Annotated in this window: 20 protein-coding genes; 9 read left to right on the top strand and 11 right to left on the bottom strand. The window is 70.5% G+C overall.

The window, feature by feature from the left end:
- Positions 1-36: 36 nt before the first annotated feature.
- On the bottom strand, positions 37-906 hold the full coding sequence (locus tag ACFUPX_RS38285) for an ABC transporter permease (RefSeq protein ID WP_383333264.1): 870 nt from the start codon (positions 904-906) through the stop codon (positions 37-39).
- Positions 903-1,964 (bottom strand): ATP-binding cassette domain-containing protein, encoded by a 1,062-nt coding sequence (locus ACFUPX_RS38290; RefSeq protein WP_383333320.1) that lies wholly within the window; start codon positions 1,962-1,964, stop codon positions 903-905. The genes ACFUPX_RS38285 and ACFUPX_RS38290 overlap by 4 nt, the downstream gene beginning before the upstream one ends.
- A 113-nt stretch (positions 1,965-2,077) precedes the next feature.
- Between ACFUPX_RS38290 and ACFUPX_RS38295 the strand changes: the two genes are divergently transcribed.
- On the top strand, positions 2,078-2,839 hold the full coding sequence (locus tag ACFUPX_RS38295) for a TetR/AcrR family transcriptional regulator (protein WP_383333266.1): 762 nt from the start codon (positions 2,078-2,080) through the stop codon (positions 2,837-2,839).
- A 9-nt stretch (positions 2,840-2,848) separates the two neighbouring features.
- Here the strand turns inward: ACFUPX_RS38295 and ACFUPX_RS38300 are convergent, their stop codons facing one another.
- A complete protein-coding gene (locus tag ACFUPX_RS38300; protein ID WP_383333268.1) occupies positions 2,849-3,820 on the bottom strand; it encodes a WD40 repeat domain-containing protein in 972 nt (323 codons plus the stop codon).
- 144 nt (positions 3,821-3,964) lie between these two features.
- Here ACFUPX_RS38300 and ACFUPX_RS38305 point away from each other — a divergent pair, with 144 nt between their 5' ends.
- The gene (locus ACFUPX_RS38305) at positions 3,965-4,735 is read left to right on the top strand and encodes a GDSL-type esterase/lipase family protein (RefSeq protein ID WP_383333270.1); all 771 of its coding nucleotides are present in this window, start codon (positions 3,965-3,967) and stop codon (positions 4,733-4,735) included.
- On the opposite strand, the gene ACFUPX_RS38310 is transcribed toward ACFUPX_RS38305, so the two are convergent.
- Positions 4,725-5,513 (bottom strand): hypothetical protein, encoded by a 789-nt coding sequence (locus tag ACFUPX_RS38310; protein ID WP_383333272.1) that lies wholly within the window; start codon positions 5,511-5,513, stop codon positions 4,725-4,727. The genes ACFUPX_RS38305 and ACFUPX_RS38310 overlap by 11 nt on opposite strands.
- Before the next feature lie 347 nt (positions 5,514-5,860).
- Between ACFUPX_RS38310 and ACFUPX_RS38315 the strand changes: the two genes are divergently transcribed.
- Complete coding sequence (locus ACFUPX_RS38315) at positions 5,861-7,162, top strand: DUF418 domain-containing protein (RefSeq protein ID WP_383333322.1); 1,302 nt, start codon at positions 5,861-5,863, stop codon at positions 7,160-7,162.
- Positions 7,163-7,278: 116 nt separating this feature from the next.
- Here the strand turns inward: ACFUPX_RS38315 and ACFUPX_RS38320 are convergent, their stop codons facing one another.
- Entirely contained in the window at positions 7,279-7,752 is a 474-nt protein-coding gene (locus tag ACFUPX_RS38320; protein WP_383333324.1) for a carboxymuconolactone decarboxylase family protein, read from the bottom strand.
- Positions 7,753-7,818: 66 nt separating this feature from the next.
- Between ACFUPX_RS38320 and ACFUPX_RS38325 the strand changes: the two genes are divergently transcribed.
- On the top strand, positions 7,819-8,385 hold the full coding sequence (locus ACFUPX_RS38325) for a MarR family winged helix-turn-helix transcriptional regulator (RefSeq protein ID WP_383333274.1): 567 nt from the start codon (positions 7,819-7,821) through the stop codon (positions 8,383-8,385).
- Between the two features lie 120 nt (positions 8,386-8,505).
- Positions 8,506-9,498 (top strand): aldo/keto reductase, encoded by a 993-nt coding sequence (locus ACFUPX_RS38330; RefSeq protein ID WP_383333276.1) that lies wholly within the window; start codon positions 8,506-8,508, stop codon positions 9,496-9,498.
- Between the two features lie 169 nt (positions 9,499-9,667).
- On the opposite strand, the gene thpR is transcribed toward ACFUPX_RS38330, so the two are convergent.
- The gene (thpR, locus tag ACFUPX_RS38335) at positions 9,668-10,237 is read right to left on the bottom strand and encodes an RNA 2',3'-cyclic phosphodiesterase (protein ID WP_383333278.1); all 570 of its coding nucleotides are present in this window, start codon (positions 10,235-10,237) and stop codon (positions 9,668-9,670) included.
- A gap of 179 nt (positions 10,238-10,416) precedes the next feature.
- On the opposite strand from thpR, the gene ACFUPX_RS38340 reads away from it, so the two are divergent.
- Positions 10,417-10,923 (top strand): GNAT family N-acetyltransferase, encoded by a 507-nt coding sequence (locus ACFUPX_RS38340; RefSeq protein WP_383333280.1) that lies wholly within the window; start codon positions 10,417-10,419, stop codon positions 10,921-10,923.
- Between the two features lie 29 nt (positions 10,924-10,952).
- On the opposite strand, the gene ACFUPX_RS38345 is transcribed toward ACFUPX_RS38340, so the two are convergent.
- A complete protein-coding gene (locus ACFUPX_RS38345) occupies positions 10,953-12,293 on the bottom strand; it encodes an MFS transporter (RefSeq protein ID WP_383333282.1) in 1,341 nt (446 codons plus the stop codon).
- Positions 12,294-12,413: 120 nt separating this feature from the next.
- A complete protein-coding gene (locus ACFUPX_RS38350; RefSeq protein WP_383333284.1) occupies positions 12,414-12,851 on the bottom strand; it encodes a MarR family winged helix-turn-helix transcriptional regulator in 438 nt (145 codons plus the stop codon).
- Between the two features lie 143 nt (positions 12,852-12,994).
- Here ACFUPX_RS38350 and ACFUPX_RS38355 point away from each other — a divergent pair, with 143 nt between their 5' ends.
- Complete coding sequence (locus tag ACFUPX_RS38355) at positions 12,995-13,177, top strand: ribbon-helix-helix protein, CopG family (protein ID WP_361049009.1); 183 nt, start codon at positions 12,995-12,997, stop codon at positions 13,175-13,177.
- A gap of 46 nt (positions 13,178-13,223) precedes the next feature.
- Here the strand turns inward: ACFUPX_RS38355 and ACFUPX_RS38360 are convergent, their stop codons facing one another.
- Positions 13,224-14,672: an NCS2 family permease gene (locus ACFUPX_RS38360; protein WP_383333286.1), complete on the bottom strand. Its 1,449-nt coding sequence runs from the start codon at positions 14,670-14,672 to the stop codon at positions 13,224-13,226.
- A 221-nt stretch (positions 14,673-14,893) separates the two neighbouring features.
- Between ACFUPX_RS38360 and ACFUPX_RS38365 the strand changes: the two genes are divergently transcribed.
- Positions 14,894-15,163 (top strand): DUF2530 domain-containing protein, encoded by a 270-nt coding sequence (locus tag ACFUPX_RS38365; RefSeq protein WP_383333288.1) that lies wholly within the window; start codon positions 14,894-14,896, stop codon positions 15,161-15,163.
- A 114-nt stretch (positions 15,164-15,277) separates the two neighbouring features.
- Entirely contained in the window at positions 15,278-17,680 is a 2,403-nt protein-coding gene (locus ACFUPX_RS38370) for an HAD-IC family P-type ATPase (RefSeq protein WP_383333290.1), read from the top strand.
- 14 nt (positions 17,681-17,694) lie between these two features.
- Here the strand turns inward: ACFUPX_RS38370 and ACFUPX_RS38375 are convergent, their stop codons facing one another.
- Positions 17,695-18,528, bottom strand: coding sequence for a calcium-binding protein (locus tag ACFUPX_RS38375; protein WP_383333292.1), 834 nt, complete (start codon positions 18,526-18,528; stop codon positions 17,695-17,697).
- A gap of 210 nt (positions 18,529-18,738) precedes the next feature.
- Entirely contained in the window at positions 18,739-21,873 is a 3,135-nt protein-coding gene (locus ACFUPX_RS38380) for a sacsin N-terminal ATP-binding-like domain-containing protein (protein WP_383333294.1), read from the bottom strand.
- Between the last annotated feature and the right edge of the window lie 259 nt (positions 21,874-22,132).

Raw genomic sequence — 22,132 nt, forward strand, 5'->3', positions numbered from 1 at the left:
GTATTCACCTGCCGGGCCCCATCCGCGTAAAGAGACTCACCGGCTCAACTGCTTGAACTTCCGTACCGCAAGCGGGAGGAACAAGAGGGAGATCGCCACCGGCCACACCACCGCCATCAGCAGCGCGTTCTGCTCGACCCAGCTCGCCCCGCCCGCCCCGGGGTTGCCGAACAGTTCGCGTGTCGCCGTGCCCGTGGAGGACACCGGGTTCCAGGCGGCGACCGGTGCGAGCCAGTCCGGCATCAGGGACGGCGCGACGAAGACGCTGGAGATCATGGTGAGCGGGAAGGCGACCGCGTAGAGCCCGCCCGCCGCCTCCGGGGTCGGCACGACGAGGCCCAGGAACACGCCCACCCAGATCAGGCTGAACCGCAGGAACAGCAGCAGGCCGAAGGCGGCCAGGGTCTCCAGCATGCCCGCGCTGGACCGCCAGCCGATCGCGAGCGCGGTCAGCGCGAGGATCGTCAACTCGGCGCAGGCCACGATCAGGTCGGCCAGGCCGCGCCCGGCCGCCACCGCCGAGGGGGCCATGGGCATGGAACGGAAGCGGTCGATGACGCCCTTGCTGGAGTCCGTGACCACCGCCATCGCGGTGTTCATGAAGCCGAAGGCCATGGTCATCACGAACATGCCGGGCATCAGGAACTGCTTGTAGTCACCGTCGTCTCCCCCGCCGGGCACCTTCATCGCCTCGCCGAAGACGAATCCGTACAGGAGCACGGAGATGATCGGGAAGCCCAGCTGCCAGGCGATGTTGACGGGCTGGCGCCGGAACTGGGTGAGGTAGCGGCGGGTGACGTTCCAGGTGTCGCAGAGCGCCCAGTGGAGACGGCCGCGCGAGGGCGGGGGCGGGGGCGATGTGTGGTCGTCCGTGGCGCCCGGATCCGATGTCAGTACAGCGCTCATGCCGCGACTCCCGTCCTGTCGTCCGCCTTCTCGTCGGTCCCCGAAGCCGCAGCCGTCCCCGCCTCGTCCTCCGTACGGTGTCCCGTCAGGCGGAGGAACACGTCGTCGAGGCTCGGCCTGCGCAGGCCGATGTCCTCGACCGCGATCCCCTGGTCCTGAAGGGTCCGCGCCACGTCCGTCAGCGCGCCGACCCGGTCGGTCACGGCCGCCTGGACGCGCCGCTCCAGGTCGACGGCCTCGGGCACGCCCTCCGCGACGCGGGCGACGGCCCTCAAGGCCGCCGGCAGGTCGGCGGCCTCGCGCACCACGACCTCCAGATAGCTGCCGCCCACCTTGTTCTTCAGGCCGTCCGGGGTGTCGTCGGCGATGGCGCGGCCCTGGTCGATGACGGTGATCCGGGAGGCCAGCTTGTCGGCCTCTTCCAGGTACTGCGTGGTGAGCAGGACCGTCGTGCCGTCCGCGACCAACTTCCGTACGGTGTCCCAGACTTCGAGGCGGCTGCGCGGGTCGAGTCCGGTGGTCGGCTCGTCCAGGAAGAGGACGGCGGGCGCGAGGATCATCGACGCGGCGAGGTCGAGCCTGCGCCGCATGCCGCCGCTGTACTGTCCCGCGCCCTTGCCCGCCGCTTCCACCAGGTCGAATTGTTCGAGGAGTTCCTGGGCGCGCAGGGCGGCCCGCTTGCCGCCCAGGTGGAAGAGGCGGCCGAACATCTCCAGGTTCTGCCGCCCGGTGAGGACCTCGTCGACCGCCGCGTACTGACCGGCCAGGCCGATGCGGCTGCGGACGACGGCGGGGTCGCGCGCCACGTCGGTGCCCGCCACCTTTGCCCGCCCGCCGTCGAGGCGCACCAGCGTCGCGAGGATGCGGACGGCGGTGGTCTTGCCCGCGCCGTTCGGGCCGAGCAGTCCGTGCACCGTGCCGCGCCGCACGCGCAGATCGAAGGCGTCCAGGGCCTTCTTCTTCCCGTAGCGCTTGTCGAGCCCTTCGGCCCGCACCGCGTACTCGTAGTCGTGCTCGTGCTCGTACTCGTAGTCGTGCTCACCCTTGCCCACGCCCATTGCCCCTCCAGACATCGCCCTCTGGGTACGCCGTACCCAATGGAGAGTACACCGTACCCAGTTTCATGAGTACGGTGTACCCAATTACCGGTACGGCGATTAGGCTGAGCCCCATGACGAGCACCAACGGCGGCGACACCCAGCGCACCGGCAGCGACATCACCCGCAGCCTGGAACTGCTCTGGGGCGAGGACGAACGCCCCACGCGGGGCCCCAAGCCCGGACTGACCCTGGACCGGATCGTCGGCGAGGGAGTGCGCCTCGCGGACGCCGAAGGGCTCGCGGCGGTATCGATGCGCCGCCTGTCCACGGAGCTCGGCACCGGCACGATGTCCCTGTACCGCTACGTCCCCGGCAAGGGCGAGCTGCTCGACCTGATGCTGGACCGCGTGTTCGCCCCGTCCGGCGAGACCGCGCCCCCGACCGGCGGCTGGCGCGAGGCCGTGGAGGCGTACGCCCGTGAGACGCTCGTCCTCTACCGCGAACACCCCTGGCTGCTCCAGGTCAACCAGGCCCGCCCGGTGCTCGGCCCCGGTTCCGTGGGCGGGCTCGAACGGACCCTGGCCGGGATCAAGTCCATGGGCCTGACCGACCCCGAGCTGATCGGGGTGATCGTCATGGTCGAGGGGTACGTCACCGGGGTCGCCCGTACGCATGTGCACGAGGCGGAGGCGGTGCGCAAGAGCGGCCTGACGGACGAGGCGTTCTGGGAGGCGCAGCAGCCGACCCTCGGACGGATCATGGCCAGCGGCCGCTACCCCCACCTCGCCGGACTCTCCGAGGACGCGTTCGGCTCGCAGTTCGACCACTTCGAGTTCGGCCTCCAGCGCCTGCTGGACGGCCTGGACGTCCTGGTGGCGGGTCGCGAGGCGTAGAGGCGGCTCCTACTTCCGGCCCCGGAACACCCGCTTCAGCCCGAACAAGACGGCGAGCACACCGAGTACGACCACGCCCACCTTGATCCCGCCCTCGGTCCCGGAGCTCCCCGCCTCGCCCGAACTGCCGCCGCTGGACGACGAGTCGTGGCCGCCGCCCGCGCCCGGGACCTCGACGGTCTCCACACCGCTCTGCGCGCCCTCGCTGCCGTACATGAGGGTCGTCCCGTCCAGGGTGTACGTGACGGATTCGCCCTGCCTCTGGAGCGGCACGCTCAGCCGTCCCTCGCGCGCGGGCTTCTTGCCCTCGCCCTTCCAGGCGTACGAGACTCCGCCGAGGTAGCCGCGCAGGGCGAGCTGCTTGCCGTCGGGCGAGAAGGCGCCGTCCGTGGTCCAGAGCCCGGTGTCGCCGAGGCGCTTGAAGACGTTGACCCCGGAGGCCGACATCTGGGCGGGCCCTTCGTAGAGGCCGCCGCCCTCCTCCTTCTTGTCGGCGATGTAGATGCGCCCGGTCTTGGGGTGCACCATCAGCGCTTCGGCGTCGCGCGCGCCGTCCTCGTACTTCACCGTGTACTGGGTGGCGCGGACGGTCCGGTCGCCCAGCTTCTTCGGCTCGGGCAGCTTGTAGATCCACACGTGGGACCAGGTGCCGCCGAGGTTGTCGCCGATGTCGCCGACGTAGATGTTGCCGTCGCTGCCCACGGAGACGGCCTCCACGTCCCGGGGCTTCCCGACGCCGGTCATGGTGATCGTGGCGACCGTCTTGCCGGTCTTGCCGTCCACCGCGTAGAGCAGCGCGCCGTTCTTGTCCTGGTCGTTGTGCGTCCAGTAGACGCCCGGGTGGGCGCGGGAGGCGGCAAGGCCGCTGGACTCGATGATGCGGGGGTCCTTGATCGTGAACCCCTCATGGCCGCCGTCGTCGGCGACGGCGGGCCCGGCGGCGGCCAGCAGAACCAGACACCCGGCACCAAAGACGGCCATGACACCTTTGCCGGCCTCGGCACCCATCGAAGAACGCAGTGAACGCATGGGCCAAGCCTGCCACCCCGGCGCGGCGGGACGGACGTTCGGCGGGTGTTGAGCCTCACATCGCAGGCCGGGGCCTTGATCCGGGATGATGAGCGGATGCTCAGGTTCATGTTCGTCGGTGACTCGATGACGATCGGCAGCGCGGGGGAACACACCTGGCGCTACCGCATGTGGCAGCACTTGCTCGCCTCGCTCGGTGACACGGATTTCGCCGTGGTCGGCCCGCGCGACGCGCTGCACGACAAGGTCTCCGGCGAGCCGGTCTCGTACGACTACGCCTGCTCGGACCCGGCCTTCCCGCGCCATCACTTCGCGGGCTGGGGCGAGGGCTGGCTGCACATGGCGCCGCGCATGGCGCAGGCGGTGCGGCGGGACGGCCCCGACGTCCTGCTGATCTCACTGGGCCTGATCGACCTGGGCTTCTACACGAACGCGGAACAGACGGCGGACAACGCACGCCGTCTCGTCGCGGCGGCGAGGTCGGCGAATCCGCACGTCCGCCTCGTCCTGCTGCCGGTGATCCCGAACATCCGGGCCCGGACGGACGCGCCGTTCGCGGCGGAGGTGGCCCGCTTCAACGTGCTGCTCGCGAAGGCGGTGGCGGACCTGGACACGGGGGCGTCGCCGCTGCTCCTTGCCTCGACGCCGCCTTCGTACGACATCGACGTCGACACGTACGACGGGACGCACCCCAACGAGAGCGGCGAGCACAAGCTGGCGGCGGCGTTCGCGGAAGCGATGCACCAGGCGTGGGGGCTGGGGACGCCGTACGAGGCGACGCCCCCTGCCCCGCACGAGCCGGCTCCCGCCGAGAACACTGCCGCGAACACGACCGCGAACGCGGCCGAGCTGGCTCCTACCGGCTGAAGTTGGCCTTCAGGGCCTTGAGCCCCGCGATGTCCCACTTCGTGTACTGCCCGGCGTACTTCTTGACGCGGTCCGCGCTGCCGCCCTTGGCCCTGCCGTGGCCCCCGTTGGGGGAGCACATCATCGGCAGGTCCTTGCTGCTGTTGGTGACGCACTCGTAGGCGTCGGCGGTGGTGTTGGCGTCCGGGCCGTCCACGTTGGCGTGGTCGAGTCCTATCGAGTGCCCGATCTCGTGGCTCATCATGTTCGAGACGAGCGCCGGGGAGGCGTCCCAGTCGCCCGGTATCCAGTACTCGCTGTCGACCCATATCCATCCGCCCCAGGCGCTCTGGTTGGCCATGGCCGAGCACGGGTGCGCCTGGGAGTAGCCCGGCGTGTGGCCAGGGGTGAGGGGCCGGTACTTCAACCCCACGGTGATGACGTGGCGCTCGGCGGTGTCACAGGCGTTCTGCTCCTTGTGATAGCCACTGGCCAGCGTGAACTTGGTCCCCGTGACGGAGGTCAGCTGGGCGGCGGTCTTCTTCAACTGCGCCCGCAGCTGGGCCTCCGCCTTCTTGGTCTGCGCGGCGGTGAGCTTGGTGGCGGCGGCGTTCGGCTTGACGAGGTGGATGACGTAGGGATCGGGGCTGAGCGACTCGATCCCCCGCCCGGACAGAATCCGCCACCCCGTGCCCTTGTAGACGTCCCCCGCGGCATAGGCCGGATTGCTGAGCGCGACGAGCCCGAGGCCGGCGGCGAGCACGCCCACGGAGCGAACGATCTTCCTCTTAACGGTCATGGTCCGCATCCTCGGCCACCCCACCGACAACTCCCCAACGGGGGTGGCGCGTACGGCTCGCGACAGGCGTCGTCCCGGTGGTCATTGCCTAAGGTCGCGTCTCCCCCGCACCTCCCGTATCCCTTCGGCTGCCGCCGCTAGCCGGAAGACCGATGCCCGGCGCGTGGTCTTCTTCCTAGCGTTCAGGCATGACGGTCGAGAGCGCTGACGAGGCCACCGGTTTGGCCACTGGAGAGACCCCTGGTGAGGCCACTGGTGAGGCCACTGGTGAGGCCACTGGTGAGGCCCCTGGTGAGGCCACGTCCCAGGTCCTGGAGCCACGGGCGGCTGCGGCCCGGCGCGCGGGTGTGCTTCCCGGGGAGCGGGCCCTCGCGCCCGATCTCGCGCGCGGGCTCATGCTGCTGTTCATCGTGCTGTCCAACACCGCGTTCCATCTGACGGCGGCCCGGCACGGGGCCTCCGGGTGGCAGCCCGTGGACGGCGGGTGGGCTGATCATGCCGTGCAGTTCGCCATGATCACCGTCCTTGACCTGCGCATCTATCCGCTCTTCGCGTTCCTCTTCGGGTACGGGATGATGCAGCTCTTCCTGCGGCAGACGGCTGCGGGGACCTCGGAGCGCCAGGCCGTGCGGCTGTTGCGGCGGCGCAGTCTCTGCCTGGTCGTCATCGGGCTCCTGCACGCCACGCTCCTGATGGCCGGGGACATCGTCGGCTTCTACGGGATCATCAGCCTCGCCCTCGGCTGGCTCTTCCTGCGGCGCGGCGACCGTGCGCTGAAGTGGTGGATCTGGATCGCCACCGCGCAGTTCGTGCTGCTCGCCGCGGAGCCCGTCGTATCGGCCGCGCTGTCGGGCGACTTGGGGACGATGGGTGACGCGGGGGCCGAACCGGGGGCGGAGGCGTACGCGGCGGGTGAGGGCAACTGGCTGGCCGCGGCGGGCACCCGCTTCACGAGCGGCCTGTTCGTCACCTTCGCGGCGGCTCCGCTGTCGCTGGTGGGCGGCGCGTACGTCATCTTCCTGCTCGGCTTCTGGGCGGCGCGCAAGCGGGTGCTGGAGGAGCCGGGCCGCTACTTGCCCCTGCTGCGCGGGACCGCGGTGATCGGTATCGCGGTGGGCTGGCTCGGCGCGCTGCCGGCGGCGCTGGCACACGTCGGGGCGATCAGCGTCCCGGACGACGCGCAGAGCGAGGGCGGGGTACTGACGCTGCTGCGGGACGCGACGGGGAACGCGGCGGGGCTCGGATATGTGGCGGCGGTGGCGCTGTTCGTGCACTGGTGGACGGGGCGGGCCGGGCGCCGTCGGGGAGCGGGCGCAACGACAGACGACGCGCCGAACACGACAATCACCACAGTCACGGCCAGCACGACCAACACGGCCAACACGGCCAACACGGCCAACACGGCCATCACCGCCATCGCCGCCGTCGGCAAGCGCTCCCTCTCCTGCTACCTCGCCCAATCCCTGATCTTCGCCCCGGTCCTCGCCGCGTGGGGCCTGGGCCTGGGCGAACATCTGACGAGCGCGACCATGGCGCTGTTCGCGGTGGGCGTGTGGCTGCTGACGGTAGCCGCTGCGTACGCGATGGAGCGGGCGGGACGCCGGGGCCCTGTGGAGGTGGCGCTGCGGCGGGTGATGTACCGAAACTGAGGACGCCTACGCCACAGCCACTGCCCTGCGGTCACGGACCCGCCGCCGCCCAGGACTTGGCGCCCTCAGGGATCCGCTGCCGTCAGGAACTCGACGCCGTCGGACACCTGCCGCCCTCACGCCGCCCGCGTCAGCCGGTTCGCCAGCGTCGACATCGTGTACGTGCCGATGCCCATGACGACCTCCAAGGCGTTGCGCTCCGTGTAACCCGCCGCGAGGAACGCCTTCAGCTCCTCGTCCCCGACGCCACCCGCGGTCGCGAGCACCTCCAGCGTGAACCGCCGCACCACCTCAAGCCCCGCCCCTGCCCCTGCCCCTGCCTCCTCCAGCCCGCGTCCCTCACGCAGCGCGGCGATCAGCTCCGCGTCCGCGCCGAGCTTGCGCAGCTTGGCGGTGTGCATGTTCACGCAGATGTGGCAGTCGTTGCGTACGGCCACGGTCATGATGACGACCTCCCGGGCCACCGGGTCCAGCGTCGTCCGCTCGAAGGACGCGCTCAACTCCAGGAAGCTGTTGAGGAGTTCGGGCGACTCCGCCAGCCGGGCCACCGCACTCGGCGTCCTGCCGGACGCCGCGGCCGTGCGCTCCATCGCCGCGCGGGACTCCACCGGCGCGGTCTCCACAGTGTGCTCGGTGAACAAGGCGTACCCCTTACGATGGACAACGTGGTTGACGAAAAAAAGGTAAACCAGGTTGTCGATTCCCGCAAGGCCGACGACTCGTCGGCAGGCGACCCACCAGCGGGCGACCCCCCGGCGGACGACGGGCCGGGCTTCGAGCTGCCGCTCCTCCTCTTCGCCGGGTTCCGCACCCTCATCGACCGGCTGCACGCCGAACTCGCCCGCCAGGGCCACCCCGACGCCCGCCCGGCCCACGGCTTCGCGATGCAGGCGATCGGCGTCCGGGGCGCGAGCGCCAGCGACGTAGGCCGCCGTCTCGGCGTCTCCAAGCAGGCCGCGGGCAAGACCATCGACCGCCTCATCGCCCTCGGCTACGCGCAACGCACCGACGACCCGGCCGACGCCCGCCGCAAACTGGTCCGCCTCACCCCGCACGGCATCGACGCCCTGACCCGCTCGGCGGAGATCTTCGACGAGCTGCACGCGGAGTGGGCCGAGCGGCTCGGCGCGCGGCGCCTGCACGCGATGGAGGACGACCTGCGCGCCGTCGTGCCGCCGGACGTCTTCCGGCTGGACGCGGCGGGCTGGCTCGGCGGCTCGTGACCCACCGGGCCGCCGAGCCGCCGGGCCATCGGGCCTCCGGGCCGCCGGGCCCCCGCACCCCGCGCCCCCGCGCCCCGCACCCTTGCCTAGAGCGCACTTCAAGTCGTTGGCTAGGTCCCCATGAAGTACACGCAGCTGGGACGCACAGGGCTCAAGGTCAGCCGACTCACGCTCGGGACCATGAACTTCGGGCCGTTGACGAACGAACCCGACAGCCACACGATCATGGACGCCGCGCTCGACGCGGGCATCAACTACTTCGACACGGCCAATGTCTACGGCTGGGACGAGAACAAGGGCCGCACCGAGGAGATCCTCGGCACCTGGTTCACGCAGGGCGGCGAGCGGCGCGACAAGGTCGTGCTCGCCACCAAGGTGTACGGGAACATGGCCGTCGACGGAAAGCCGGCCTGGCCCAACCACGACCTGCTCTCGGCGGTCAACATCCGCCGCTCCGTGGAGGCGTCGCTCAAGCGGCTCCAGACCGACTACATCGACATCTACCAGTTCCACCACATAGACCGCCGCACCCCCTTCGAGGAGATCTGGCAGGCGATCGACACCCTCGTGGCGCAGGGCAAGATCCTCTACGCGGGGTCGAGCAACTTCCCCGGATACAAGATCGCCCAGGCCAACGAGACCGCCGCCCGGCGCGGCAGCTACGGCCTCGTCAGCGAGCAGTGCCTCTACAACCTCGCCGAGCGCAGCGCCGAGATGGAGGTGATCCCGGCCTCCCAGGAGTACGGCCTGGGCGTCATCCCCTGGTCACCGCTGCACAGCGGGCTGCTCGGCGGCGTACTCAAGAAGGAGGGCGAGGGCAAGCGGCGTACGGGCGGACGCGCCGCGGCGGAGCTCGCCAAGCCGGAGGTGCGCGCACAGGTCCAGGCGTACGAGGACCTGCTCGACAAGCACGGCCTCGCACCGGGCGAAGTCGCGCTCGCCTGGCTGCTCACCCGGCCCGGGGTGACCGGGCCGATCGTCGGTCCGCGCACCTCGGAGCAGCTCACCAGCGCTCTGCGCGCGGTCGAGCTCGAGCTCTCGGAGGAGCTGCTCGGCGCCCTGGACGAGATCTTCCCGGGGCCGGGGCCTTCGCCGGAGTCCTTCGCCTGGTAGGGCGCGGGGTCCGGTCCTGAACGCTCCTGAACGCTCCTGAACTATGCGGCCGCGGTCATCGCCGACGCCTCACTGGCCGACCGCGGCCGCCACCGCAACGACGACGAACATCAGCACGAGCACACCGGCCATGATCCGGTTCCTGGTTTTCGGGTCCACGTGGTCGAGGTTAACCGGCTCCGCCGAGCGGCCATCGACCGACCACCTCATAGCGGGGCCGCTCCCCCGGCACCCCGCTCCTTGGCAGGTTGCTTCGTACGAGGGTCAGCTCGGCCACGGTCCACTCGCCGCCCTCGAATTCCGCGAGGCCGTCCACGTACGCGTGCAGGGAGGGCTCTCCCTGGCCGCGGGCCAGCGTCAGGTGCGGGCGGTAGTGGCGGTGCTCCTCCATGGTGATGCCGGACTTGCGGGCCGCGGCGTCCGCCCGCCGGGCGAGGAGGCGCAGGGCGTCCACGTCGCCCTGCGCCCCGGCCCAGAGCGCGCGGTCGCCGAAGCTTCCGCCGCCTCGGAGGGAGAGGGGGAAGGGGGCGGTGCGGTGGGCGGCTCGCTCCAGGCGGGTGGAGAGCTCGGGGACCGTCTCGTCCGGTACCTCGGACATGAAGGCGAGGGTGAAGTGCCAGCTTTCGCGGGGCGTCCAGCGGAGGGCTTCGGCGCCCGGCAGATCCCTCAACCCGGATGCCGCCCGGTCCAGTTCGTCCGCCGCCGCGGAGGGCGGCAGCACCGCCGCGAAAAGTCTCATGGGGGTGAGTCTCGCCTCCGGCGGAATTTTCCCCAACCCCGCCCCTTCCCGAAAACCCGCTCGGCGCGGGTGCCTTGTGCGTGCCGTCATCACCGGCTTCGCCGAGTTCGTCCTCAAACGCCGGACGGGCTGGAACGAATCACCCGACGGGCTGAAACGGCTTGCGAAAGGATGGGCGCATGGATCACATAACCATCCGCCCCGCCGGCCCCGCCGACGTCCCCACCGTCCTCGCCCTCTTCGACGAGGCCGTCGCCTGGCTCGTGTCCCAGGGGCGTACCGGGCAGTGGGGCGACCAGCCTTGGTCGACCACCCCGAAGACCGTCGCGCTCGTCGAGAAGTATCTGAGCACCGGGTCCGCCTGGATCGCGGAGATCGGTGGGGAGGCGGTCGGCACGCTCACTCTGACCGACGGGCCGGGGGCCTACATCGCGGCGGTGGACGAGCCGGAGCGGTACATCCATCTGCTGACCGCCCGGCACGGGACCGGCGCGGGCTCGGCCCTCCTCGCGCACGCGGCGGAGGAGACCCGGAGCCAGGGGATCTCCCTGCTCCGGGTCGACTGCTACGCGGGCGATGACGGCAAGCTCGTCGCGTACTACGAGCGCAACGGCTTCACCCGGACCGAGGCCTTCGTCGAGCAGGACGGCACCTGGCCGGGCCAGATCCTGGCCCGGCGGGTGTAGCCCAGCGGTGCAGTCGGCCGGAGAGCGGTCTACGCCGCCGTGGCCAGCTGCTCACGCGGCACGAACTGCACGTGCTGCCGCCCCCGCCGCAGATCCACCTTCAGCCGCAGATTCGCGGCGCGGGCCAGCATCAGACCGACGCCGACCGCGGCCACCGCGCAGATGACGCCGCCCGCGGCCATGCTGACGCGCACTCCGTACGCGTCGGCGAGCCAGCCGAAGAGCGGGCCGCCCAGCGGCGTGCCGCCGGTGAAGACCATCATGAAGAGGGACATGACGCGGCCCCGCATCTCGGGGTCCGTGGCCATCTGGACCGAGGAGTTGGCGGTGACATTCACCGTCAGGCCGAGGATGCCGATCGGGACGATCAGGGCGACGAACATCCACAGCTCGGGCGCGAACGCGGCCACCACCTGAAGTACGCCGAAGGCGATCGCGGCCCCGGCGAGCAGCCGCAGACGCGAGGTGCCGCGGCGGGCGGCGAGCAGCGCGCCCGCCAGGGAGCCGATCGCCATCAGGGTGTTGAACAGGCCGTACATCCCCACGCCACCGTGGAAGATGTCGTCCGCGAAGGCGCTCAGCCAGATCGGGAAGTTGAACCCGAAGGTGCCGACGAAGCCGACGAGGACGATCGGCCAGATCAGCTCGGGGTGCTTGGAGACGTAGTTCAGGCCTTCCTTCAGCTGCCCCTTGCCGCGCGGCTTGCGCGGGGTGTGGTGCAGCTCGCTCGTACGCATCAGCATCAGACCGGTGAGCGGTGCGAGGAAGGACAGGCCGTTGGCGAGGAACGCCCAGCCGGGGCCGACCGCGGCGGTGAGACCACTCGCCACGGCGGGGCCGATGAGGCGCGCGGACTGGAAGTTCGCCGAGTTCAGCGAGACGGCGTTGCGGACCTGGTCGGGTCCCACCATCTCGGACACGAAGGACTGCCGGGTCGGGTTGTCGACGACCGTGACGAGGCCCGTGAAGAAGGCCGCGAGGTAGACGTGCCAGACCTGGACGTTGCCGCTCAGGGTGAGCGTGGCGAGGAACAGGCCGCTGATGCTCATCGCACCCTGGGTGCAGAAGAGCAGCTTCCGCTTGGCGAAGCGGTCGGCGATGACGCCGCCGTACAGGCCGAACAGGAGCATCGGCAGGAACTGCATCGCGGTGGTGATGCCGACCGCTGCCGAGGATCCTGTAAGGCTCAGGACCAGCCAGTCCTGGGTGATGCGCGCCATCCACGTGCCGGTGTTGGAGACAACGGCGCCGGAGGCGAAGAGCCGGTAGTTTCGGATCTTCAGCGAGCTGAACATCGACGACTTGGCGGCAGGGGACTTGTCGAGGGCGGTTGGTGCGGGGGCGGAGTCTGCTCCGGATCCCGTACTCAAAGGCGGTTCGCCTCCTTGGCGTCGTACGGCTCACGGCGGGTGGCCCGCGGTGAGTACTGCTTGCAGGTGCGCGAGTCACAGACACGCGGGTTACAGATGCGCGAGTTGCAGACGCGCTAGTTACAGATGCGCGAGCTTCTCCAGGACGGGGGCGGCGGCACGCAGCCGCGCCCAGTCGTCCTCGTCGAGGTGCTCGGCGAGACCGGCCAGCCAGGCGTTCCGCTTGCGGCGGCTCTCCTCGAGCATGGCCTCGGCCGTCTCCGTCTGGGTCACCACCTTCTGGCGGCGGTCCTCGGGGTGCGGCTCGAGCCGGACGAGACCCTTGGCTTCGAGCAGCGCGACGATGCGGGTCATCGACGGCGGCTGCACGTGTTCCTTGCGGGCCAGCTCACCGGGGGTGGCGTGGCCGCAGCGGGCGAGGGTACCGAGCACCGACATTTCGGTGGGGCTCAGCGACTCGTCGACCCGCTGGTGCTTGAGTCGACGGGACAGGCGCATCACGGCGGAGCGCAGGGAGTTCACGGCGGCGGCGTCGTCACCATGGGAGAGGTCCGGCATGTTCGTTAGAGTAACTCATTACTCTAGCTAAAGACCACTCGGTTCCCTCATCTCACACCACGGAACCTTTCCGTCACCCATATGAGTGAGGTGGCTTCGGAAAGTGAGACACGGCACACCGGGCGGCAGCGACCCTGGCACGCATGGGATCGACAGTGCTCAGCCTGCGAATAGACGGGGAGCTGCTCGACCGGCTCCGCCAGCACGCAGCGAAGAGGGGAATGAGCGTCCAGGACTACGTGGTCGGGACGCTCATCCGGGACGACTTCGACGAGCGCTTCCAGAGCGCCGTCGAGGCCACGGAAAAGTTCTACGGGGCGGCCTGAAGGCCGCCCCGCGTGTTCTGGCTCTACCGACGCACCATCCGGAGGGTTACGTGAGACCCAGCGCCGGCATCAGGTAGTAGAAGCCGAAGACGGCCGCCACGATGTACATCGCGACCGGCACCTCGCGACCGCGCCCCGAGGCGAGGCGCAGCACGGTGAAGCTGATGAAGCCGATGCCGATGCCGTTCGTGATCGAGTACGTGAACGGCATCATCAGCATCGTCAGGAACGCCGGGATCGCGATGGTGAAGTCGGCCCAGTCGATCTGGCCGATGGACCCGGACAGGATCAGGAAGCCGACCGCGAGCAGCGCGGGCGTGGCCGCCTGGGACGGGACCATCGTCGCGATGGGCGTGAGGAACAGCGCCACGGTGAAGAGACCGCCGGTGACGATGTTGGCGAAGCCCGTGCGGGCGCCTTCGCCGACGCCCGCCGTGGACTCCACGAAGCAGGTGGTGGCCGAGGAGGACGAGGCGCCACCGGCGGCGACGGCGATGCCGTCGACGAAGAGGACCTTGTTCATGCCCGGCATGTTGCCGTTGGCGTCGGTCAGCTTGGCCTCGTCGCCGATGCCCATGATCGTGCCCATGGCGTCGAAGAAGCAGGACAGCAGAACGGTGAAGACGAACAGGATGCCGGTGAGCAGGCCGACCTTGTCGAAGCCGCCGAAGAGGCTGACCTGACCGACCAGGCCGAAGTCCGGCGTCGCGACGGGGTTGCCGGGCCACTCGGGCGTCGTCAGGCCCCAGGAGGGCACGGTCGCGACCGCGTTGATGATCACCGCGAGGACCGTCATGACGACGATGCTGATGAGGATGGCGCCGGGCACCTTGCGCACGAGCAGACAGAGCGTGAGCAGCGCGCCGAGCACGAAGACGAGTACGGGCCAGCCGTTGAGGTGTCCGTCGCCGCCGAGCTGGAGCGGCACCGTGGTGTGCGCGGCGTCGGGCATGCGCGAGACGAAGCCGGAGTCGACGAGGCCGATCAGCATGATGAAGAGGCCGATGCCGATCGCGATGCCCTTGCGCAGGCCAAGCGGCACGGCGCTCATCACGCGCTCCCGCAGGCCGGTCGCGACGAGCAGCATCACGACGAAGCCCGCGAGGACGACCATGCCCATCGCGTCGGGCCACGACATGCGCGGCGCGAGCTGGAGCGCGACCACGGTGTTCACGCCGAGGCCCGCGGCGAGCGCGATCGGGACGTTGCCGATGACGCCCATGAGCAGCGTGGTGAAGGCGGCGACCAGGGCGGTCGCGGTCACCAGCTGGCCGTTGTCGAGCTGGTGCCCGTACATGTCCTTCGCGCTGCCCAGGATGATCGGGTTCAGCACGATGATGTAGGCCATCGCGAAGAAGGTGGCGAAGCCGCCGCGGACCTCTCGGACGAGGGTCGAGCCCCGTTCGGTGATCTTGAAGAAGCCGTCGATGCCACCCTGCGGGGGCTTCGGCGGCTCTTTGCTGGCGTCGACCGGGGTGGTGGCCGAGGAAGGCATGCGGGACCTCGCGGGCTCAGAGAAGCTCAGAGAAAGGGAAGATCGTTAACCGGCGGATTCTGATTGCTTTGTTGTTTCTTACGAAAACAACCAGCCATTAACGAGCCGTTTCAGTATGAATACATGAGGGGGAAATCGCTATCTCCGCGCGTAGACCCTTGCGGCACCAGGGCGAACCGGCCCCCTGGGGGCCTCGGTCGGACGACTCGTAAGCTATGGGCATGGAGAAGTGGACACCCAAGCACGACGCGCCGGAGCCCCTGGAGGGCCCCGTCGTCGCCACCATCACGGGCGGCACGATCCTCTGGTTCGTCCTCTTCCTGGTGCAGCTGCCGTTCTACGGCTGGTTCGACGACCGCGACGCCACCTGGTGGGTGTGGACCTGCCTGGCCGGAGCCGGCCTCGGCCTGATCGGCATCTGGTACGTGCGGGGCCGCGACGCCGCGATCAAGCGGGACGCGGAAAGCAAGGCGGCGCCGGCCGGGGAGTAACCCGCCCCGCGGGCGCGCGCCCGTACAACCACGGGAGGGTCCATGTCCTACCGTGGTCGGATCTTTGGGCCGCTCAAGGGGTGAAGCCCCATATCCGCCCGTACCGTCGATGCCATGACGCATATCGACGCGGGCGCCGAGCTCGATCCGGTCCACCCGGTGGAGCTGCCCACCGGACGCGCGACGGGGCTGACTGCCGCCGAGGTCGCCGAGCGGGTCGCACGCGGCGAGGTCAACGACGTACCCATCCGCAGTTCGCGCTCCACCACCGAGATCGTCCGGGCGAACGTCTTCACCCGCTTCAACGCGATCATCGGCGTGCTCTGGGTGATCATGCTCTTCGTCGCGCCGATCCAGGACTCCCTCTTCGGCTTCGTGATCATCGCCAACACGGGCATCGGCATCATCCAGGAGCTGCGCGCCAAGAAGACCCTGGACGGACTCGCGGTCATCGGCGAGGCCAAGCCGACCGTGCGCCGCGACGGCAGGGCGGCCGAGATCTCCACCTCCGAGATCGTCCTCGGCGATCTGGTGGAGCTGGGCCCCGGCGACAAGATCCCCGTGGACGGCGAGACGGTCGAGACCGAGAGCCTGGAGGTCGACGAGTCGCTCCTGACCGGTGAGGCCGACCCCGTCGTCAAGAAACCCGGCGACAAGATGATGTCGGGTTCGTTCGTGGTCGCGGGCGGCGGCTCGTTCACCGCCACGAGGGTCGGCCGTGAGGCGTACGCGGCGCAGCTCGCCGAGGAGGCGAGCCGGTTCACCCTCGTCCACTCCGAGCTGCGCAACGGCATCTCGACGATCCTCAAGTACGTGACGTGGCTGATGATCCCGACCTCGATCGGCCTCGTCATCAGCCAGCTCGTCGTCAAGGACGACAACTTCAAGGAGTCCATCGCCTACACCGTCGGCGGGATCGTCCCCATGATCCCGGAGGGGCTCGTCCTCCTGACCTCGGTCGCCTTCGCCATAGGCGTCATCCGCCTGGGCCGCCAGCAGTGCCTGGTCCAGGAGCTCCCCGCGATCGAGGGCCTGGCCCGCGTCGACACGGTCTGCCTGGACAAGACCGGCACCCTCACCGAGGGCGGCATGGACGTGACCGAGCTGCGTCCGCTGAACGGTTCGGACGAGGCGTACGTACGGAAAGTCCTCGGCGCCCTGGGTGAGTCCGACCCGCGGCCGAACGCGTCGCTCCAGGCGATCATCGACTCCTACCCCGACAGCGAGGAGTGGCGCTGCACGGAGTCGCTGCCCTTCTCCTCGGCCCGCAAGTACAGCGGCGCCGCCTTCAGCGAGGGCGACGGCAACACATCGGCGTGGCTGCTCGGCGCCCCGGACGTGCTCCTTCCCGACGGTGACCCCTCCCTCGCCGAGATCGAGGACCTCAACCAGCAGGGCCTGCGCGTACTGCTCCTGGCCCGCGCGGCCGGTGAACTCGACGACGCCGACGTGGCCGCGGGAGCCGAGGCCACCGCCCTGGTCGTCCTGGAGCAGCGCCTTCGCCCGGACGCGGCCGACACCCTGCGGTACTTCGAGGAGCAGGACGTCAGTGCCAAGGTCATCTCCGGCGACAACGCGGTCTCGGTGGGCGCGGTCGCCGGAAAGCTGGGCCTGCCGGGCGCCGAGAACACGGTGGACGCCCGCAGGCTGCCCACGGACCAGGGCGAGATGGCGGACGAGCTGGACGCCAACTCCGTCTTCGGGCGCGTCACCCCGCAGCAGAAGCGCGACATGGTGGGCGCCCTCCAGTCACGCGGCCACACGGTCGCGATGACCGGGGACGGCGTGAACGACGTACTCGCCCTGAAGGACGCCGACATCGGCGTCTCGATGGGCTCGGGCTCGGAGGCGACGCGGGCGGTCGCCCAGATCGTGCTCCTGAACAACAGCTTCGCGACACTGCCCTCGGTGGTCGCGGAGGGCCGCCGGGTCATCGGCAACATCACGCGAGTCGCGACGCTGTTCCTGGTCAAGACCGTCTACTCGGTCGTGATCGCGCTGCTCGTGGTCTGCTCGCAGGTGGAGTACCTGTTCCTGCCGCGCCACCTCACGCTGCTCTCGACCCTGACGATCGGCGTCCCCGCGTTCTTCCTGGCCCTGGCCCCCAACAAGGAGCGGGCCAAGCCCCACTTCGTACGAAGGGTCATGCGGTACGCGATCCCGGGCGGCGTCGTCGCGGGCGTCGCCACCTTCTGTACGTACCTCCTGGCGCGCCACCACTACGCGGGCGCCGGAGCGCGGGAAGCCGAGACCAGCGCGGCCACGCTGGCGCTGTTCCTGATCGCCATGTGGGTGCTCGCGATCATCGCCCGCCCCTACACGTGGTGGAGGCTCTGCCTGATCGGCGCGATGGGTCTCGGCTTCCTGCTGGTGCTCACCGTGCCGTGGCTCCAGGACTTCTTCCAGCTGAAGCTGGTCGGCACGACGCTGCCGTGGGCGGCGGTCGCGATCGCGGCGGTGGCCTCACTGATCATCGAGGTCATCTTCCGCTGGGTGGACCGCCGCTTTCCGGCGTAGTTCCGGCGTGGCTACTAGTTGACGTCCACGAAGTCGCTGGTCGACGTCACGGCCGGGGTCGTGGACGTACCGGCGAAGACGTAGCGGTAGTAGCCGTCCGCCGAGGCCTTCACGGTCGTCTTCAGGTTGCCCTTGGTGTCCGACGTGATGGTCTTCAGGGTGGAGTAGGAGGTCGCACCCTTCTTCTTGTACTGGAGCTTCACGGACTGCTTGGTGTAGCCCGCGTACTTCGAGGTCTCCCAGTTGGCGCGGGTCAGGGCGCCGGTGACCGTGAGGGTCTTGCCCTTCTTGATGGGCTCGGGGGAGGCGTTCGTGGTGAGACGGGCGGCGCGCTGGACGCGGGCGTTCGACTTGGCGTCCTCGATGGTGGCCTGGTCGCCGTCGTTGCCGCCCGCGGCGGCGTAGACCTTCCAGCCGCCGCCGGCCACGTCGTTCGTGAAGATGACCTTCGGGTCGGCTATGACGGTGACGGTGCAGGTCGAGGTGGTGGCGTTCACGACCGTGCACTTGCCGTTGAAGTTGTCCGGCGTGAACACGCCGTCGGCGGTGTCCTCGGTCGGGCCGTGCCACAGGAAGGCGCTGCCTGCCCCTACGCCCTCCGGGTCGGTCGCGGTGACGGCGACGGTGAACTTCTTCTTCTCGGTGGTGCCGACGACGATGTCCTTGCCACCGTTGACGGTGACCTTGGTGATCTTGGTGTCGCCGATGTTGTCGCCGTCCGCCTTGGCTACGGAGGCGGCAAGCTTCTGCGGACCATTCGGGCCGTCCACGGCCTGGGCGGCCGGGACGACGAGTGCGGACAGAGCCAGGGTGCCGGTCAGTGCGGCCACGGTGGCACGGATGCGCATGTGTTTCCCCAGGTGGGAAGGGGACTTCGCGGTGCATTGGGGGCTGTCACGCGAAGTCCGGTGATCTAGGAGTCTGTTGACTCGGAAGATCAGACTCCTGACCTGGGCCTCTGGTTGTACGGGCGGTGAAGATTATGTGACCGCCGCACGGAAAGGGGGTTCCGTACGGCGGCCACCGGCCTCACTCGGCCGGACAGCCAACGGTTCCGCTCAGTCGAACCAGCGGTCCCGCTCCAGCTCGTCGGTCCTGGAGGGATCCTCCAACAGCGCCGCGACCTCGAAGCGGCGCGGCCACTGGCCCGCCGCCCAGGCGAGGCCCGCGGCCACGCCCTCCAGGGTGGCGGCGTGGAGGGTGCCGTCCGGCGTCCGGCGCCAGTCCAGCTCGACGTCCCCGACGAACAGCTCCTCGTACTCGATGTACGTCTGAGGGGTCGCGGACCCGAGAAGCGCCCGCACCGAATCCGGCACCGGATGCTCGGCGCCCTCCCCCGAAGGTTCCTCGGCCGCCGACTCGCTCAGCCTGCGCACCTGGAACAGTTCGGCCAGGTCACGCGCCTTGCGGGGCTCCACCGGCAGCAGGGCCACTCCCCCGGTCAGCGGCAGCAGGTCAGGGGCGTCGGCGACGACCGCGTCCGCCACGTCGACCACCACGACCGCACCGTCCACGACGGCCCGCACCTCGTCCGGCAGCGTCACCTGCTCCGGGTCCAGGTCGGCCAGGGCGCCGTACAGCGCGTGCAGTTGGGCCGCCGAAACGGTCCTCTCCGGGTCCGCGAGCCGGTCGAGCAGCTCGGCGGCGCCGCCGGGCTCCTCCAGGAGCGCGGCGACCGACGTGCGGACGCCGAGGGCGCGCAGCACCTGCTCGTCGTCGAATCCGGAGGCGTCGGCGGCGTCGTAGAGCCCTTCGAGCAGCGGGTCGCCGCCCGATGCCCGCAGACCGGCGGGACGGCGGCCACCGAGCACGGGATTCCCGCGCAGCCACCAAGCCGTGTACGACCGGACGCTCTCCGTCGTGCCGTCCGGGAGCAGGATCCGCAGCGGCTGCGTCAGCGCGTCCCGCAGCGGCGGGCGCGAGAGCATCGCCAGGGCCTGCGGCCAGCAGTCGTCGTCGACCAGGTCCAGGTCCCGGACGGCGATGATCTCGGTGGCGACCGGCGGAACGGGCGTCTCCGGCAGCCGGTCGAGCACGTCCTCGGCCCACACGTCGACCGCGTCGAGCAGCCCGGCGTCGTCGGGCTCGGCGAAGTCGCCCTCGCGCGGATCGAGTTCATCGGGGTCGAGTACGACGTCCGTGGCGCGGACCAGGGCGAACGTGGCGAGCACACCGCATCCGGCGAGGGGCTGCTCGCCCCAGCGCTCGGCGAGCTCGGCGTCCACCGTGGCGAGCTCGTCCTCGCTCATGACCTGGGCGAAGGGGCTGCCGGGCAGGACGAGTTCACCGGCGGGGGCGAGTTCGCCGTCCTCGTCGGGGAGGGCGAGCGCGCCGAGCCAGGGCTCGTCGCCGGGCGCGAGGTTCGCCTCCCGGACGAGGGAGAGCACGATGTCCGCCAGCTCCTCGGCGTCCACGGCGTCCTCGTCCCACGTGTCGTCGTCGAGGGAGGCGGCGACGGCGGCGCGGACCTGCGGGGTCGTCAGAACGGCGCGGGGTGTGGCGGGCAGGGCGCCGAGCTTCTCCAGGAGGGGATGCACGGCGTCGGGGTGCGCGACCTTCAGGCCGAGGCGGACCAGGGCGGCGGGGTCGCTGTCGTCGCCGATGACGGGCAGCAGGACCTGGCGGGGCCCGATGGTGGTGCGTCCGTCGGCCAGCGGGACGGGAAGCCCGGTCAAGCGATCAGGATCGACACCGGCGAGGGTGTCGTACAAGCGCCGCCACCAGCCGGCATCCCGCTCAAGACCCGCGAGGCGGTCGATCGCCTCGGTCAGCGCGACCCGGGCGACACCGAGGGTGCGCAGCTCGGCGCGGCGCTCAAGTCCCGCGGGGAGCAGGCTGGGCAGGACGTCGGCGAGTACGCGTACGGTCTCGGCGCCCGCGCCCTCCACGACCTCCGCGTCACGCGGACGCAGCGCGACGGGGGCCTCCCACTCGGGTACGTCGGGGTCCTCCTGAGGGACGGCTTCGACCGCGGGAGGCAGGAAGGGCGTGCGCGGCAGCCGTTGCAGGATGGCCTGGCGCAGCGCGCCGTCGAGCTCGCTCTTGCCGAGGGGGCCGGGGACGAGGCTGATGATGCCTTCGCCGACGGGCCGCCAGTCGGCGAGGAGTTCGGCGTACGCGTCGGCCGCGCACTGCACGAGGAAGTCGGTGAGGGGTCCGGGGGCCGCGTGCCGCCGGGTGGTGTCGAGGGGGAACGACGCGATGAGCAGGGCGGGCACCCCGAGCGGTTCGTCGCTGGGGGTCGGCGCGTGCAGGACGGGGGCGCTGCGGGGCGGTCGCGGGGCGCCGTCGCGGTCGGTGGGGACGGCCCAGGTGACGGACCAGTGGGGACGCAGCCGCTCCTCGACGGGCCGGTCGGCGAGGAGGCTGGGCTCCAGGGGGCCCTGGAGGCTGACGGTGCGCCAGCGGGTGTCGCCGTCGCGGGTGTCCAGGACGTCCACGTAGCCGGGTTCGGCGGTGCGGCGCAGGGTGCGGGTGGGCTGGTCGCCGACCTGGACGACGACTTCTTCGAGGCCGGGCAGGGCGAGGAGGAGCGCGTCGTCGATGCTGTCCAGGAGGCGTACGACGAGGTCCTGGGCGGCGGCGTCGCGCAGGGGCAGGATGACGACGGTGTCGTACCCCTCCGGGGCGGTCCCTTCGGCGGCGAAGGGGAGCCGCAGGAGCGGCACATGGCCGTCGCGCCTGCGGATCTCGTCCCCGAGGCCGGGGCTGAACCTGGCGGTCTCGGCGGCGTGTTCGCGGGCCTCGGTCAGGGACCAGCGGACGCCGCCGGTACGCCCGACGAGGGCGGGCTCGTCGGAGACGGCGAGCACGGCGGCGAAGCCGACGCCGAAGCGTCCGACGGCGCCGTTGTTCTGTTCCTCCCGCTTGGCGGAGGCGCGGAGGGTGGAGAGGGATTCGACGCCGGTGGCGTCGAGGGGGGTGCCGTTGTTGGCGGCGGCGAGTACCCCGTCCCGGAGGGTGAGGGAGAGCCGCCCCGGCGCACCTGCGCGCGCTGCCGCGTCGGCGGCGTTCTGGGCGAGCTCGACGATCAGCCGGTCCCGGTAGCCGCCGAGGGTGAGGTCCTCCTCGGCGTTGGCGTCCTCCCGGAACCGGGCCGGGCTCGCCGCCCAGGCGTCGAGGACTCCCCGCCGGAGCCGTGCCGTGCCGAACGGGTCAGTACCCTCGGCCGCCGGCCGCACGGTCTTGCTCACGGTGTCGTCTCCCTAGCTTGGTTCGCGGGCCGAACGCTACCGCGTCACGGCTGCCGCCAGCTGAGCGGTGACCCCCGGGTGGCCGGGCGCCGGTGGCCTTCGGCCTGGATTGACCGGGGGCATCTGTCGCCATCGGCCTGAGTGGCCGGGGGCATCTGTCGCCCTCGGCTTGAGCGGCCGGGGGCATCTGTCGCCCTCGGCTTGAGCGGCCGGGGGCGCCGGTGGCCTTCGGCCTGGGTTGGCCGGAGGCACCTGTCAC

Origin of the sequence: Streptomyces sp. NPDC057302 (assembly GCF_042667685.1) — a bacterium.
In the GTDB taxonomy this organism is placed as follows: domain Bacteria; phylum Actinomycetota; class Actinomycetes; order Streptomycetales; family Streptomycetaceae; genus Streptomyces.

What these genes read in the sequence shown, in the direction of transcription:
- ACFUPX_RS38285 (WP_383333264.1), bottom strand. Translation starts at nt 906, where the DNA reads ATGAGCGCTGTACTGACATCGGATCCGGGCGCCACGGACGACCACACA.
- ACFUPX_RS38290 (WP_383333320.1), bottom strand. Translation starts at nt 1,964, where the DNA reads ATGGGCGTGGGCAAGGGTGAGCACGACTACGAGTACGAGCACGAGCAC.
- ACFUPX_RS38295 (WP_383333266.1), top strand. Translation starts at nt 2,078, where the DNA reads ATGACGAGCACCAACGGCGGCGACACCCAGCGCACCGGCAGCGACATC.
- ACFUPX_RS38300 (WP_383333268.1), bottom strand. Translation starts at nt 3,820, where the DNA reads ATGGCCGTCTTTGGTGCCGGGTGTCTGGTTCTGCTGGCCGCCGCCGGG.
- ACFUPX_RS38305 (WP_383333270.1), top strand. Translation starts at nt 3,965, where the DNA reads ATGCTCAGGTTCATGTTCGTCGGTGACTCGATGACGATCGGCAGCGCG.
- ACFUPX_RS38310 (WP_383333272.1), bottom strand. Translation starts at nt 5,513, where the DNA reads ATGACCGTTAAGAGGAAGATCGTTCGCTCCGTGGGCGTGCTCGCCGCC.
- ACFUPX_RS38320 (WP_383333324.1), bottom strand. Translation starts at nt 7,752, where the DNA reads ATGGAGCGCACGGCCGCGGCGTCCGGCAGGACGCCGAGTGCGGTGGCC.
- ACFUPX_RS38325 (WP_383333274.1), top strand. Translation starts at nt 7,819, where the DNA reads ATGGACAACGTGGTTGACGAAAAAAAGGTAAACCAGGTTGTCGATTCC.
- ACFUPX_RS38330 (WP_383333276.1), top strand. Translation starts at nt 8,506, where the DNA reads ATGAAGTACACGCAGCTGGGACGCACAGGGCTCAAGGTCAGCCGACTC.
- thpR (WP_383333278.1), bottom strand. Translation starts at nt 10,237, where the DNA reads ATGAGACTTTTCGCGGCGGTGCTGCCGCCCTCCGCGGCGGCGGACGAA.
- ACFUPX_RS38340 (WP_383333280.1), top strand. Translation starts at nt 10,417, where the DNA reads ATGGATCACATAACCATCCGCCCCGCCGGCCCCGCCGACGTCCCCACC.
- ACFUPX_RS38350 (WP_383333284.1), bottom strand. Translation starts at nt 12,851, where the DNA reads ATGCCGGACCTCTCCCATGGTGACGACGCCGCCGCCGTGAACTCCCTG.
- ACFUPX_RS38355 (WP_361049009.1), top strand. Translation starts at nt 12,995, where the DNA reads ATGGGATCGACAGTGCTCAGCCTGCGAATAGACGGGGAGCTGCTCGAC.
- ACFUPX_RS38360 (WP_383333286.1), bottom strand. Translation starts at nt 14,672, where the DNA reads ATGCCTTCCTCGGCCACCACCCCGGTCGACGCCAGCAAAGAGCCGCCG.
- ACFUPX_RS38365 (WP_383333288.1), top strand. Translation starts at nt 14,894, where the DNA reads ATGGAGAAGTGGACACCCAAGCACGACGCGCCGGAGCCCCTGGAGGGC.
- ACFUPX_RS38370 (WP_383333290.1), top strand. Translation starts at nt 15,278, where the DNA reads ATGACGCATATCGACGCGGGCGCCGAGCTCGATCCGGTCCACCCGGTG.
- ACFUPX_RS38375 (WP_383333292.1), bottom strand. Translation starts at nt 18,528, where the DNA reads ATGCGCATCCGTGCCACCGTGGCCGCACTGACCGGCACCCTGGCTCTG.